Genomic DNA, 13,461 nt, shown 5'->3' on the forward strand with positions numbered 1-13,461 from the left:
TAATGACTGATGTATATATCTATGATGCCCTGCGCACCCCGCGCGGCAAAGGCCGCAAAGATGGCAGCCTGCATGAAGTTACCGCATTGCGCCTGTCAAGCCTCACGCTGAACGCGATCCAATCGCGCAATAATTTAAGCGGCCATGCCGTTGAAGATGTGATTTGGGGCAATGTTACTCAAGTTGGTGAACAAGGGGCCTGTTTGGCGCGCTCAGCGGTTCTGGCCTCTGACCTGGATGAACGCATCCCTGGCCTGTCAATAAACCGCTTCTGCGCCTCCGGGCTAGAAGCCGTGAATCTGGCGGCCAATCAGGTGCGCGGCGGCGCGGGAGAGGGCTATATTGCAGGCGGAGTCGAAAGCATGAGCCGCGTGCCGATGGCCAGTGATGGCGGCGCGATTGCCGTTGATCCGAGCATTACTTTCGATCAATATTTCGTTCCCCAAGGCATTGGCGCCGATATTATTGCCACAGAATACGGGTTTTCGCGCGATCAGGGCGATGTGCTTGCCGTTGAAAGTCAAAAACGTGCCAAAATCGCCTGGGATGAGAAGCGGTTTTCCAAATCCATAATTCCTGTCGAAGATATCAACGGGATCACCATTCTGGCGCATGATGAATTCATACGCCCAGACACCGATATGCAATCTTTAGGCGCCTTGAAACCTTCCTTTAAGGATCAAGGTGAAGTGATGCCCGGCTTTGATAAAATTGCGATGATGAAATATCCTCATTTGGAAAAAATTCATCATATCCATCATGCTGGAAACAGCTCAGGTATCGTTGACGGAGCCGCCGCTTTGCTGATCGGTAATAAAGAATTTGGCAAAAAATTTGGGCTCAAACCCCGCGCCAAAATTCACTCTACCGCGAAAATTGGCACCGACCCCACGATCATGTTAACCGGGCCCGTGCCCGTTACGGAAAAAATTCTGCGCGAAAGCGGTATGGCGATTGGCGATATCGATCTGTTCGAAGTCAACGAAGCCTTTGCCAGCGTGGTTCTGCGCTTTGAACAGGCCTTTGGCGTGGATCATGACAAAGTGAATGTGAATGGCGGCTCGATTGCGATGGGCCATCCTTTAGGTGCAACAGGGGCGATGATCCTTGGCACTTTGCTGGATGAACTTGAACGCAGCGATAAGGAAACTGGCCTTGCCACATTATGCATCGGCTCGGGGATGGGCGCCGCCACGATTATCGAGCGGGTCTGATGCCCAAAATTGATCTCTCTTGCGTGCCCGTTGAAACGGGCCAAGCCTGGTATCCCGCCCCGTATCAAGATGCTGTGGCCGGTTTGGAATTACAGCCCGTCAGCCGCACATCCGGGCTGACGCAATTTGCCGCGAATTTGGTGCGTTTGGCCCCCGGGGCAAAATCATCGCTGCGCCATTGGCATGTTCAGCAGGATGAGTTCGTGCTGGTGACCGAAGGAACGCTGACCTTAATCGAAGAGGATGGCGCCGTAGAGCTGGGCGCGGGCGAATGCGCGGCTTTTCCAGCGGGCCTCGAAAATGGCCACCATCTGGTGAATAGATCGTCAAAGCCCGCGACGTTTTTGGTGATTGGCACGCAGAGCAAAACCGAAACCGCCTATTATGCAGATATTGATATGATGGTGACGCAGCAGGATGGCCGCTTCACCTTTTCCCGAAAAAATGGCGATCCAATCGCCCCAGAAGCCAACCGGAGCTGAAAATGACCGATTTTACGATGACACAAGATGCGCAAGGCATCGCAACACTCACATGGAATTGCATTGGCAAATCGATGAATGTGATGAGCTTTGAGGCCTTGCAGCAGATGAACGCGATGATCGATCAGGCGCTTGCAGATGAGGCGGTAAAGGGCATTATTCTAACCAGTGGCAAAAAGGATTTTGCCGCAGGCATGGATTTGAATGTTCTTGCAGACCTTAGAAACGCGCCAGGCGATAATCCCGCAGAAGGCGTCTTTAAGGGGATCCAATCCATTCATCAGATTTTCCGCAAAATAGAGCGCGCCGGTATGGATGCAAAAACCCATAAAGGCGGCAAGCCAATCGCAACCGTCTTGCCGGGCACTGCGCTTGGCATCGGCTTTGAATTGCCTTTGGTCACGCATCGTATTTTTGCCGCCGATAATCCAAAAGCAAAAATTGGTTTGCCCGAAATTCTTGTTGGATTATTTCCCGGCGCCGGGGGCACCATCCGCTTGGTGCGCAAATTGGGCGCGATGGCCGCGGCCCCTTATTTGCTGGAAGGCAAAACCCTGCCCCCCGCCAAAGCCAAAGCCGCCGGGCTGATTGACAGCGTCAGCGCTGACCCAATGGCCGATGCCCGGGCTTGGGTTTTAAACGCCACAGCGGCTGAATTGGTCAAACCATGGGATCAAAAAGGCTATAAAATGCCAGGCGGCACCCCCTATCACCCCTCTGGCTTTATGACCTTTATTGGGGCCTCAGCGATGGTTCATGGCAAAACCCAAGGCGCTTATCCGGCGGCCAAAGCCTTGCTCAGCGCCGTCTATGAAGGCGCGCAAGTACCGTTTGAAACCGCGCTTAAAATTGAGGCGCGCTGGTTCACCTCGGTTTTGATGAACCCGTCTTCTGAAGCTATGATCCGTAGCCTCTTCCTTAATAAAGGCGCTTTGGAAAAAGGCGCCGTGCGGCCAAAAGAAATCGCAGATCAATCCGTCAAAAAAGTAGGTGTATTAGGGGCTGGTATGATGGGGGCCGGGATTGCGTTGGTCTCTGCGCAGGCCGGCTTGCAGGTGGTGTTGATCGATCAAACGCAAGCGGCTGCAGACAAAGGCAAAGCCTATAGCGAAGCCTATATGGACAAGGGCATCAAACGCGGCAAAGCCACGGCTGAAAAAAAACAGGCGGTGCTTGATAAGATTAGAGCCACAACCGATTACCAAGCGCTCAGCGATGTTGATTTGATCATTGAGGCTGTGTTTGAAGATCCAAAGGTCAAAGCAGAGATTACAGGCGCGGTTGAGGCGGTTATTCCTAAAGAATGCATCTTTGCTTCAAATACCTCAACTTTGCCGATCAGCGAATTGGCCAAAGCAAGCGAACGCCCCGAGCAATTTATCGGGATTCACTTCTTTTCTCCAGTTGAGCGCATGGCATTGGTTGAAATTATCAAAGGCAAAGCAACCGGCGATCGCGCGGCTGCCAAAGCCCTAGATTATGTGCGGCAAATTCGCAAAACGCCCATCGTTGTAAACGATGCGCGGTTTTTTTACGCCAATCGCTGCATCATCCCCTATATCAATGAAGGCATTCGCTTGGTGGCCGAAGGTGTCGCGCCGGCGATGGTGGATAATGCCGCGCGCATGCTGGGCTTTCCGGTTGGCCCCTTGCAGCTCGTGGATGAAACCTCGATTGATTTGGGTGCTAAAATTGCCCGTGCCACGAAAGCCGCTATGGGCAAAACCTATCCAGATTCGGCCGTTGATGACGTGCTTTTCTGGATGGAATCCAAAGGCCGCTTGGGCCGCAAGGCAAAGGCCGGCTTCTTTAGCTATGACGCGCAGGGCAAACGCCTTGGCTATTGGGAGGGGCTGAGCGCACAATACTCGCTGGCCGCGCAGCAACCCGATTTGATTGACGTGCAACATAGATTGATCTTTGTTCAAAGCTTAGAAGCGGTGCGCGCGCTGGAAGAGGGCGTGCTGATGGATATTCGCGAGGGCGATGTGGGCGCTATTTTGGGCTGGGGGTTTGCACCCTGGTCTGGCGGCCCTTTCAGCTGGCTTGATATATTGGGCAGCCCCTATGCGGCCGAACGCTGCGATCAATTGCACCACGCCTATGGCGACCGCTTTGCCTGCCCGGATCTGCTGCGCAGCATGGCCAGCAAAGGGCAAAGCTTTTACGGGCAAGCTAAAAAAACCCAAAGCGCCGCCTAGCGCCTTGCGATGGCCAAATTCAAAGCCCTTCGCGATAAAAATGCCCCATCCGAGCTTTTTAAGCAAGGCACCGCAGCATCACAGAGTGCGGCGGGCGATTAAAACGCCTGCCGCTGCGATGCAGGCGATACCAGCCACCTGCAGCAATTGAATTTGTTGCCCGATAAACAGCCAAGCGAAAAAAGGCCCAAAAATAAACGCGGAATATTCAAACACCGCCACATAAGACGCTTGGCCAATTTGATAGGCCCTGAAAATCAATCCTATCCCCAAAATAGAGCCCACTGCTTGGATAATGATCCACGGCAAAGCCGCGGCAAGCGACCAGGTCCAGGGGCGGGTTAAAAACCCATCGGCACCTGGCGCAACATCGGCCCCCGCCATGCCAAGATATATCAACGCGACCGACCCGAACAGGAACTGCAAAACCAACAGCATCGTTAACAAAGATAAAGTCGATTCTCCCTCGCATAATTGTCGGGTTGCAACGGCGGCCAACGCGTAAAAAACGCCCCCCAAAACGGGTAGAAAGCTAATGATATTCAAATCGATCAAACCCTTATTGAGCACCAATAAAATACCCAAAAAGCCCAAAGAAACCGCAATCACACGTATCGGTCCGATCTTTTCCCCCAACGACAATGCGGTGATCAGCAATACAAAAATGGGCGAAGTAAAAAGCCCAGCCAAGGCCTGCGCCATTGGCATAAAAGCCAAAGAGCCAAAATAAAACAGCATTGAGATTGTTAAAAAAAGACTGCGCAAAAGCACCGCCCAGAAGCGTTTCGGCAAGACCGAGCCCGCCCCAAAGGCAGAGAGACCCAAAATAAGAGGCAAAGCAATCGCGGCTCGCAACGCTTGAAATTGCCAAATGCTGACCGTTTCCGCAATAAAAACGATAAAATTATCAATGCATCCCACAACAAACATCGCGGCAATCATGCAACTCGCTGCGGCGCGGCCATCAGTGGGAAGGTTTTCGCTCATTGGGGTTTTCTTTGCCTCATTATACCGCTTAATCTAGCTTGAAACCGACACGGGCACAGGATTCTTTAGGAGAGCATTATGGGGTGGATGACAGACGAAACCGGCTTGGATAAAAATCAGGCAAATTATGTGGCGCTGACCCCCTTGTCACATTTAAGGCGCGCTGCGGTGGTGTTTGCAAACCTGCCCGCGGTGAGCTACGGCGCGCATCGCAAAACCTATGCGCAATATTATGCGCGCTGCTCACAGCTGGCCTCGGCGTTGCAACAACGTGGCGTGTGCCCCGGGGATGTTGTGGCGACATTAATTCCCAACCTGCCCGCGCAGGCAGAAGCCCATTTTGGAGTGCCCGCTTGCGGCGCCGTATTAAACACCATCAATACGCGGCTTGATACAGGCACAGTCAGCTATATTTTTGCCCATGGCGGCGCGAAAATAGTTTTGGTCGATAGCCAGTTTTTAAGCTTGGCCGAGGCCGCTTGCGCCGATATGGACGGCGAGGCACCCGTGATTATCGAAGTGCCCGATGATCAAGCCAACTTTCCCGCTTCTGGGCGCTATCAAACCTATGAAGATCTGCTTGCCACTGGCGATCCAGATTTTTCCTGGCACATGCCCGAGGATGAATGGGAAAGCCTATCCCTGAATTATACCTCAGGAACCACGGGGCGCCCGAAAGGCGTGGTATGCCACCACCGGGGCGCCTATCTGATGACCATGGGCACCGTGGTCAGCTGGCAGATGACGCTGCGCCCAGTGTTTATGGCGATTGTTCCGCTGTTTCACTGCAATGGCTGGAACCATACATGGATGATGCCACTTTTAGGCGGCACGCTGGTTTGCTGCCGCGACATCACAGCCAGCGCGATTTATAATGCCATCGCAGATGAGAACGTCGGCTATTTTGGCGGAGCTCCTATCGTATTGAACATGCTTGTCAACGCCAAGGATGACGAACGGCGCGAATTTGAACACGTGGTCGAAGTGTTCACGGCAGGCGCGCCGCCTGCCCCAGCAACGCTGTCAAAAATCGAAAAGCTTGGGTTTAACGTCACCCAAGTTTACGGATTAACCGAAACCTATGGACATGTCACAGAATGCGTTTGGGATGAAACCCGATGGGGCGATGCCGATGAAGACAAGCGCGCCACCATCAAGGCCCGCCAAGGCGTGGCTTTTCCGATGATGGAACATATCACCGTTATGGATGAACACATGACGCAAGTTCCAATGGATGGCAAAACTCAAGGTGAAATCATGATCCGCGGCAATTCGGTGATGAAGGGCTATTTGAAAAACCCAGAGGCAACGGCAGAAGCTTTTCAAGGGGGCTATTTCCATTCGGGCGATTTGGCCGTGCAGCATGCTGACAGCTATGTGCAAATCGCAGATCGCGCCAAAGACATCATCATTTCCGGCGGTGAAAATATAAGCTCCGTAGAAGTAGAGGGCGTTTTAATGGGGCATCCGGCGGTATCGCTTTGCGCGGTGGTTGCCAAGGCGGATGAAAAATGGGGCGAGGTGCCCTGCGCCTTTATCGAGCTTTTGGACGGCGCCAGCATCAGCGAAGAAGAATTGGTACGGTTTGCCCGCAGCAAGCTGGCGGGCTTCAAAACCCCCAAAACAATCATCTTTCAAGAGCTTCCAAAAACCTCAACTGGAAAAATTCAAAAATTTGAGCTGCGTAAAATAGCCTCTGAAGGCAGCTAAAGCGCTGTCTTTAAAGCAAGCTTTATGCTAGAGGTTCAAAAAACGAGGCGGCGGAATAGCCCGAGCAGATGACGGCGTTGCAAAAATATGCGCGGCTTGAAGCCGTGGGGGTCTGGCGTGAAAGCGACCAGGGTCAAAGGCGCGACGTGATCGTTTCAATCGGTGACGCAACGCTTGTGATTACAGATTCGCAGGAAAAAGCGCTTGCGCATTGGTCTCTCGCCGCGATTACCCGCGTTAATCCCGGTCTCGTGCCCGCGCTCTATCACCCCGAGGGCGATAAGACCGAAAGTCTGGAGCTTCCCGAAGATGAGGTGGCGATGGTCGAGGCGATCGAAACTTTAAGACGCGTCATCGATCGCCGTCGCCCCAAGCCTGGGCGGTTGCGGCTGGGCATGTTCCTCACCGTTATAACGCTGATCGCAGCGCTGGCGGTTTTCTGGCTGCCCAAAGCGGTTATTCAATATGCGGTGCAAGTTATGCCCGAGGTCAAACGCGTGGAAATTGGCCAATCATTGCTCAATCATATGAGCGGGTTCACAGGCCCGCCCTGCGCCTCAAATTTTGCTCAGCCTGCCCTGCGCCAGTTAAGCCAGCGCTTGCTCGCGCGCAGCGATGCACTTTTGGTGCTGCCAAGCGGGCTGGACACCACCCGCCACCTTCCCGGCTCTTTAATGCTGATCGGTAGAACCTTGATTGAAGATTATGAGGATCCCGATGTTTTAGCAGGCTATATTCTGGCGGAACAGCTGCGCTCAGAACAACAAGACAGCTTGCAAACCCTTTTATCCTTTGTCGGAACGCTGAACGTGTTCCGCCTTCTCACAACTGGAAAACTTCCCGAAGCAACGCTGACAAATTATGCCCAATCGCTGCTGCTCGCAGACCCGCATCGCATTGATTATACAGATCTTAAAACGCGATTTGCAGCCAAAGGCATCTCGCCCATCCCTTATGCTTATGCGGTTGACCTAACGGGAGAGCAAACCGCCGAGTTGATTGACCACGGCCAAACTGGGCAATTTAAGCCAAGTTTACAGGATGCGTATTGGGTGCGCCTGCAAAGCCTTTGCGGCGGCTAGGCCAACGCACCAAATACGCATAGCTACTTGGTGCCAAACATGCGATCCCCAGCATCGCCAAGCCCGGGCACGATATAACCCTGTTCGTTTAAATGGCTGTCGAGTGAAGCCGTAACGATAGGCACATCAGGATGCGCCTCGGCCATGCGTTTCACCCCCTCTGGTGCCGCCAACAGGCATAAAAAACGAATATTTTTAGCCCCGGCTTGTTTCAGCAAATCAATAGCCGCTACCGAAGAATTGCCCGTGGCAAGCATAGGATCTACCGCGATCACCAACCGATCCTCTAAGCTTTCGGGGACTTTGAAATAATATTGCACGGGCTGCAAAGTCTCTTCATCGCGATAAAGGCCAACAAAACCAACGCGCGCCGAAGGGATCAGCTCAAGCACCCCGTCTAATAGGCCATTTCCAGCTCTTAGGATCGAAATCAAAGCCAGTTTTTTACCTTCCAAAACCGGTGCCTGCATGGTTTGCATTGGCGTTTCGATGGTTTTCGTGGCTAAGGCAAGGCTGCGCGTGACTTCGTAGGCCAAGAGCTGGCTGATCTCGCGCAACAATTGCCGGAACTCAGCTGTCGAGCGTGTTTTATCCCGCATCAGGGTCAGTTTATGCTGTACCAAAGGATGGTCAACAATAGTTAAGTGATCATTCATGCGCTCTCCAATGCTTTTAAGAGTATCTGTTTCGTTTCAATATCGCAAAAGGCGGCCTGCGCAGCCGTGATGTTCAAGGCCAAAAAATCTTTTGCACCCCAGCCAAAAGTTTCGGCGAGATTGGTGTATTCCTGCTTCATATCGGTGTGGAAAAAGGGCGGATCATCCGTGGACACGGTAATCAAGACACCTGCGTCACGTAATTTCTGTATTGGGTGCTTGGCAAGGCTCGGAAACACGCCCAGCGCCACATTCGATCCCGGACAGATTTCCAAAACAATTTCACGCGCTGTAATTTCGGCAACAAGCTCTGGATCTTCAATGACTTGCACGCCATGTCCAATGCGCGCCACATTCAGATCCCTGACAGCCTGCCTCACACTTTCTGCGCCACCCCATTCTCCGGCATGCGTGGTGAGTTTCAGCTGCGCTTCGCGCGCCATGTCAAAACTATAGGAATAGTCCCCCTGCTTCCCTTGCAATTCATCGCCAGCCATTCCAAAGCCAACAATGTAATCTCCTGCAGTTTCGGCGGCACAAGACGCGGATTTTTGGGCCAACTCTGGCCCAAAATGGCGAATACATGTCACGATGCCTCGGCTTCTAATCCCTGTTTTTGCTTGCGCCTCAACAGCAGCCTGCTCGATCGCAGCTAAATAATCTGTCCAAGCCGCCAAATCACCGCCACCGCAAAATTCAGGTGACAGGAAAAACTCAGTATAAATCACCCCTTGCGCAGCGCTTTGCAAAAGAACCTCGGCGGTTAGACGATAAAAATCCTCGGGGCTTTGCAACACCGTGGTGGCCGCTTCATACACCCGCAGAAATTGTTCAAAATTTTGGAAAATGTAATGTCCAGCCGGATCAAACACACCTTGAAGGTTAATATTTTTTTCATCGGCCAAGCGGCGGATGAAATGCGGTGGAGCCGCGCCTTCTAGATGCAGATGCAACTCAATTTTTTGACATTCGGCAACGCTCATAAAAAACTCTTTCCCTGCCCTTTCGGGGATACGTTTAAATACGTGGCTACTGTTGCTGCAACATCTTCGAAGCCAAGTAGGCCAAGGGGCTTTGGGCCCATACCCGCGCAAAGAACAGGCACCCGCTCGCGGGTATGATCCGTGCCCGGCCACGTGGGATCATTGCCATGATCCGCGGTCAGTATCAGCAAATCATCCGGTTTCATAGCAGCCAGAAGCGATCCCAATGCACGATCAAACCATTCTAAGGCCCGCGCATATCCGGCAACGTCACGGCGATGCCCGTAGAGGCTGTCAAACTCAACAAAATTTGCAAAGATAAAGCTACCGTCTTCAGCTTGATTGACTTGATTCTGGAGATGCTGCATCAATTCAAAATCCGGCCCAGTCAGGCTGATATCCAAACCCTGTCCCGAAAATATATCACTGATTTTACCAATTCCAATGACCGGATGCCCGGCCTCTTGCAGCCAATTCGTGACAACCGGTTTAGGGGGCATCATCGCATAATCTTTACGGTGGTTCGTGCGCTGAAATGCTCCCGATTGGCCGATAAATGGGCGTGCGATCACCCGCCCTACCCGCATCGCGTGAAGGCGTGGCGCAATTTTTTCGCATAAATCATAAAGGCGTGCCAAACCAAAATGCTGTTCATGCGCCGCAATCTGAAAAACGCTATCGGAAGATGTATAACAAATAGGTTGACCGGTTCGACAATGGGCCTCTCCAAGCTTTTGCAAAATTTCGGTTCCGGAAGCGTGGCAATTGCCCAAAATATCTGATGTACCAGCTATCGCACAAACTTCGGCGACCAGTGCATCCGGAAAGGCAGGCTGGGCTCTTGGAAAGCTGTGCCATTGCCAAGGCACAGGCAAGCCAGCCAGCTCCCAATGACCAGAGGGCGTATCTTTGCCAAACGAGGTTTCGCTGGCCGCTCCCCAAGCACCTTCGGGCAGAGCCAAAAGATTAGGCGGGCGCTGACCGCAGGCCAGTTCTACCGCTGCGCCAAGGCCCAGCCGATCCAAATTGGGTAAATGCAACGGCCCATTTCGACCCTTATCAGCCCGCCCTTTAGCGCAAGCCTGGGCAATATGCAGCAGCGTATTGGACCCCGTATCCGGCAGGTCAATATTGAAAAATTGATCTGCGTCGGGCGCGCCGCCGATACCAACAGAATCTAAAACAACAAGAAAGCACCGCCCCATTTACTCTACCCGTTCCAAAATCAGCGGCACCGCCGGTGCAGCGATTTCGCCCATACTCAGCGCGTTGCGAACAGTTTCGCCGATTTTATCGGCCAGGCCAACGCGGTTTGCATGCACCCGCGCCACCGGCATGCCCGCGATGACCTTGCTGCCAATTGGCAAAACATCACTCAGCCCAACCGAAGGGTCAATAATATCACTTTCAACTTGCCGCCCGCCGCCAAGCTGCACCACGCTTAGGCCCAAAGCCTCGCTATCCCACGCGGTTATATATCCCTCACGCGCTGCGTATATCTCGCGAATAACCGGCGCTTCGGGCAAAAACCGCTGCCAGTTTTCAACAAAACCGCGGGGTCCCCCCATCAGCGCTATCATCTGGCCAAATTTTTCTGCCGCCTGCCCGCTATCCAGCCGGTTTGCCAAGTCTTCCTGCGCCGCCTCCAAAGATGTAAAAAGCCGATTGGCGCATAAAAGCTCTGCCCCCAATTGCAGCGTTAACTCCCGCAACCGCCCTGCTTTGCCCTCACACAGCACCTGCATCACCTCGACCAATTCAAGCGCATTGCCCAAGGCCGGCGCTAAAGGTTGGTTCATATCGCTGATCAATGCGATTGTGTTGCATCCGGCCTGGCCCGCCGTGCGCACAAGCGATTGCGCGAGAACCCGCGCCTGATCGGGCGTTTTCATAAACGCGCCGCTGCCACATTTCACATCCAAAATCAGCCCATCCAATCCCGCCGCCAATTTTTTTGATAAAATTGACGCGGTAATTAGATCAAGGCTATCAACCGTAGAGGTCACATCGCGTATGGCATAAAGGCGCTTATCTGCCGGTGCCAAGGCCGCACCGGCGCTGACAATCGCACAGCCAACCTCTTTTAAAAGCCGGTCAAATTGCGGTTTTTCAACCTGAACTGACAGGCCTGGAATGGCCTGCAATTTGTCCAACGTGCCCCCGGTATGGCCCAAGCCCCGCCCAGAAATCATCGGGACAAAAACCCCCGCAGAAGCCAAGAGCGGCGCCAGAACCAATGAAACACAATCGCCAACACCGCCCGTTGAATGCTTATCCAAAACCGGGCCGTCCAAATCCCAGTGCAAAACCGGGCCACTATCTCGCATGGCGCAGGTCAAATCTACGCGGCTGTCAAACGGTAATCCTTTGAGACAAACGGCCATGGCAAAAGCGGCGGCTTGCGCATCGCTTACCGTGTGATCGGCCAAGCCTTGGGCAAACCAACCCATCGCGGCGCCAGAGGGCGCGTGACCTTCGCGCACCTGTGCGATGATAGAGCGCGCATCAAAGCTCATCCAAGATGATCCATATGCTCAGGCGTAAAGGCTCCGGGCAATAATTGCGCCACCGTCAATGTCTTCTCAATTCCTGAGATCGTGGCCATCGTGACAGGCACGTCAGGGGCAGAAAACTCGGCCAGCTTTTGACGGCATCCACCGCATGGCGGCACTGGCCCTGCCCCATCTGCCACCACGTAAACAGCCGTAATTTTTCGATCCCCTGCCGCGATCATGCGGGCAATCGCGCCCGCTTCAGCGCATGTGCCTTCGGGATAGGCCGCATTTTCAACATTCACGCCGGTATAAATTTCTCCTGAACTGCTCATCAGCGCAACACCGACCTGAAATCCGGAATAGGGGGCATAGGCATTTTCTCTGACTTTCAACGCCGCTTGTTTTAGAGCCATGTTCCTTTTCCTATCGATTATTGCGGGGCATCTGTGGTGAAATTTCCCGGTAGCGCAACTTCAAGCAACTCACAATCTTCGCTGATTTCAAGATACTGGCTGAGCATGCCAGGCGGGATCACGAACGCATCGCCCGCGGTTAATTGCACAGATTGCTGACCCTCAGCCTGCAGAATCATGGCACCCTCCATGACAAAGCTGAACAGAATATCAGCGTTGTGAGATGCGCGTTGACACGGACCGCCATTGGCTTTCAAGACATGCACACCGGCAATATTTTGAGTATGCGCAGCGATCGTTGTATCGCGGCTATCAAAGCCGGCCAAACGGCTTGGCATCCACCGCGCTGCCTCAGCGCGGTGATGAACAAATTGTTGGCCGCTAAAACGACGTTTCGGATTGGCCGGGCCATTGGGCAGCTGCATCTCATGATCTATGGTGGTGATATGTTCGGCGGGCACTCCAATCTCTATCACTTCAATATTATCGCTGGCGTACAATACTTTATGCCTGATTTCAGGCGGCTGGATCACGCAATTTCCAGCATCTAGGCGAAATGGCGCGCCTTGATCCTCATAAACCAAATCCACCCAGCCACGGTAACAGAAAATCAACTGAAACCCCACAGTGTGGTAATGCACCATATCCGGCACAGGGCCGCCATCTGGAATGCGAATATGGCTGGCGATGATCGATCCGCCCAACCGGTCGGGGATCAAATCACGATACTGCATGCCGGCCCGCCCAATCACCCAAGGGGCTTGATCTGCCAAGCGGCGCACCACAAATTTATGCTGGGTTTCGGGCAGGATCAAAGGTGTTTCACTATTTTCGATCTCAATCCGGGTGCCATTTGGCGCTGTTAACAGCCGTGCACCCTCTGCAATCAAATCGGGTGTGGCGCTAAGCAAACGCAAAAAACCTGGGGCGGCGCTGCCACCCTGTTCTATGCGCAGCCTGAGGCCATGGCCCGACAGCACGACCACGCGCGGGTCATCAGCAGGATAGATCATCTCCATTCGCAGCCCCAATTTTTTGGTGAAGAAGGAAATATCCTCACTAAGATTGGTGCTTGGTAATACCACTTCTGAACGTATTGTCATCTCGCCTCGCTTCTTATTGGCACTTTGCGCAAGGCAAGGATACAAAACAAGACCAGAGACGCAAAAACTTGCAACTTTCGCTCTATGTAAATTTAGTTTAATATTAAACTAGAATTAAAACTGGGAGATATGGAT

12 protein-coding genes are annotated in these 13,461 nt (G+C 53.0%); 5 read left to right on the top strand and 7 right to left on the bottom strand.

Going from position 1 to position 13,461, the window contains the following annotated elements:
- The first annotated feature begins 2 nt into the window (after positions 1 to 2).
- Genes GN241_13630 through GN241_13640 form a run of 3 tightly spaced genes read left to right on the top strand, consistent with a single transcriptional unit; the run spans position 3 to position 3,897 of the window.
- The gene (locus GN241_13630; protein ID XAT58305.1) at positions 3 to 1,214 is read left to right on the top strand and encodes an acetyl-CoA C-acetyltransferase; all 1,212 of its coding nucleotides are present in this window, start codon (positions 3 to 5) and stop codon (positions 1,212 to 1,214) included.
- Entirely contained in the window at positions 1,214 to 1,696 is a 483-nt protein-coding gene (locus GN241_13635) for a cupin domain-containing protein (protein XAT58306.1), read from the top strand. Before GN241_13630 ends, GN241_13635 begins: the two co-directional genes overlap by 1 nt.
- Positions 1,697 to 1,698: 2 nt before the next feature.
- Complete coding sequence (locus GN241_13640) at positions 1,699 to 3,897, top strand: 3-hydroxyacyl-CoA dehydrogenase (GenBank protein ID XAT58307.1); 2,199 nt, start codon at positions 1,699 to 1,701, stop codon at positions 3,895 to 3,897.
- A 78-nt stretch (positions 3,898 to 3,975) separates the two neighbouring features.
- Here GN241_13640 and GN241_13645 read toward each other — a convergent pair whose 3' ends face one another.
- A complete protein-coding gene (locus GN241_13645; protein ID XAT58308.1) occupies positions 3,976 to 4,884 on the bottom strand; it encodes an EamA family transporter in 909 nt (302 codons plus the stop codon).
- A 78-nt stretch (positions 4,885 to 4,962) separates the two neighbouring features.
- On the opposite strand from GN241_13645, the gene GN241_13650 reads away from it, so the two are divergent.
- Both GN241_13650 and GN241_13655 read left to right on the top strand, forming a co-directional pair.
- Positions 4,963 to 6,594: an AMP-binding protein gene (locus tag GN241_13650; protein XAT58309.1), complete on the top strand. Its 1,632-nt coding sequence runs from the start codon at positions 4,963 to 4,965 to the stop codon at positions 6,592 to 6,594.
- A gap of 68 nt (positions 6,595 to 6,662) precedes the next feature.
- Complete coding sequence (locus tag GN241_13655; GenBank protein XAT58310.1) at positions 6,663 to 7,676, top strand: hypothetical protein; 1,014 nt, start codon at positions 6,663 to 6,665, stop codon at positions 7,674 to 7,676.
- Between the two features lie 23 nt (positions 7,677 to 7,699).
- On the opposite strand, the gene GN241_13660 is transcribed toward GN241_13655, so the two are convergent.
- Genes GN241_13660 through GN241_13685 form a run of 6 tightly spaced genes read right to left on the bottom strand, consistent with a single transcriptional unit; the run spans position 7,700 to position 13,326 of the window.
- Positions 7,700 to 8,332 carry a uracil phosphoribosyltransferase gene (locus GN241_13660; GenBank protein ID XAT58311.1) on the bottom strand — a complete coding sequence of 211 codons (633 nt, stop codon included), beginning with the start codon at positions 8,330 to 8,332 and terminating at the stop codon, positions 7,700 to 7,702.
- Entirely contained in the window at positions 8,329 to 9,315 is a 987-nt protein-coding gene (locus tag GN241_13665; protein ID XAT58312.1) for an adenosine deaminase, read from the bottom strand. The genes GN241_13660 and GN241_13665 overlap by 4 nt, the downstream gene beginning before the upstream one ends.
- Entirely contained in the window at positions 9,312 to 10,520 is a 1,209-nt protein-coding gene (locus tag GN241_13670; GenBank protein XAT58313.1) for a phosphopentomutase, read from the bottom strand. The genes GN241_13665 and GN241_13670 overlap by 4 nt, the downstream gene beginning before the upstream one ends.
- Positions 10,521 to 11,831, bottom strand: coding sequence for a thymidine phosphorylase (locus GN241_13675; protein XAT58314.1), 1,311 nt, complete (start codon positions 11,829 to 11,831; stop codon positions 10,521 to 10,523).
- Positions 11,828 to 12,223 carry a cytidine deaminase gene (locus GN241_13680; protein ID XAT58315.1) on the bottom strand — a complete coding sequence of 132 codons (396 nt, stop codon included), beginning with the start codon at positions 12,221 to 12,223 and terminating at the stop codon, positions 11,828 to 11,830. The genes GN241_13675 and GN241_13680 overlap by 4 nt, the downstream gene beginning before the upstream one ends.
- 17 nt (positions 12,224 to 12,240) lie before the next feature.
- The gene (locus GN241_13685; protein ID XAT58316.1) at positions 12,241 to 13,326 is read right to left on the bottom strand and encodes a DUF861 domain-containing protein; all 1,086 of its coding nucleotides are present in this window, start codon (positions 13,324 to 13,326) and stop codon (positions 12,241 to 12,243) included.
- Positions 13,327 to 13,461 lie beyond the last annotated feature (135 nt).

The organism is Rhodobacteraceae bacterium IMCC1335 (assembly GCA_039640495.1).
GTDB lineage: Bacteria > Pseudomonadota > Alphaproteobacteria > Rhodobacterales > Rhodobacteraceae > Thalassovivens.

Excerpts from the sequence above, each read along its gene's own strand:
- GN241_13630 (XAT58305.1), top strand. The coding sequence starts at position 3 with ATGACTGATGTATATATCTATGATGCCCTGCGCACCCCGCGCGGCAAA.
- GN241_13635 (XAT58306.1), top strand. The coding sequence starts at position 1,214 with ATGCCCAAAATTGATCTCTCTTGCGTGCCCGTTGAAACGGGCCAAGCC.
- GN241_13640 (XAT58307.1), top strand. The coding sequence starts at position 1,699 with ATGACCGATTTTACGATGACACAAGATGCGCAAGGCATCGCAACACTC.
- GN241_13645 (XAT58308.1), bottom strand. The coding sequence starts at position 4,884 with ATGAGCGAAAACCTTCCCACTGATGGCCGCGCCGCAGCGAGTTGCATG.
- GN241_13650 (XAT58309.1), top strand. The coding sequence starts at position 4,963 with ATGGGGTGGATGACAGACGAAACCGGCTTGGATAAAAATCAGGCAAAT.
- GN241_13655 (XAT58310.1), top strand. The coding sequence starts at position 6,663 with ATGACGGCGTTGCAAAAATATGCGCGGCTTGAAGCCGTGGGGGTCTGG.
- GN241_13660 (XAT58311.1), bottom strand. The coding sequence starts at position 8,332 with ATGAATGATCACTTAACTATTGTTGACCATCCTTTGGTACAGCATAAA.
- GN241_13665 (XAT58312.1), bottom strand. The coding sequence starts at position 9,315 with ATGAGCGTTGCCGAATGTCAAAAAATTGAGTTGCATCTGCATCTAGAA.
- GN241_13670 (XAT58313.1), bottom strand. The coding sequence starts at position 10,520 with ATGGGGCGGTGCTTTCTTGTTGTTTTAGATTCTGTTGGTATCGGCGGC.
- GN241_13675 (XAT58314.1), bottom strand. The coding sequence starts at position 11,831 with ATGAGCTTTGATGCGCGCTCTATCATCGCACAGGTGCGCGAAGGTCAC.
- GN241_13680 (XAT58315.1), bottom strand. The coding sequence starts at position 12,223 with ATGGCTCTAAAACAAGCGGCGTTGAAAGTCAGAGAAAATGCCTATGCC.
- GN241_13685 (XAT58316.1), bottom strand. The coding sequence starts at position 13,326 with ATGACAATACGTTCAGAAGTGGTATTACCAAGCACCAATCTTAGTGAG.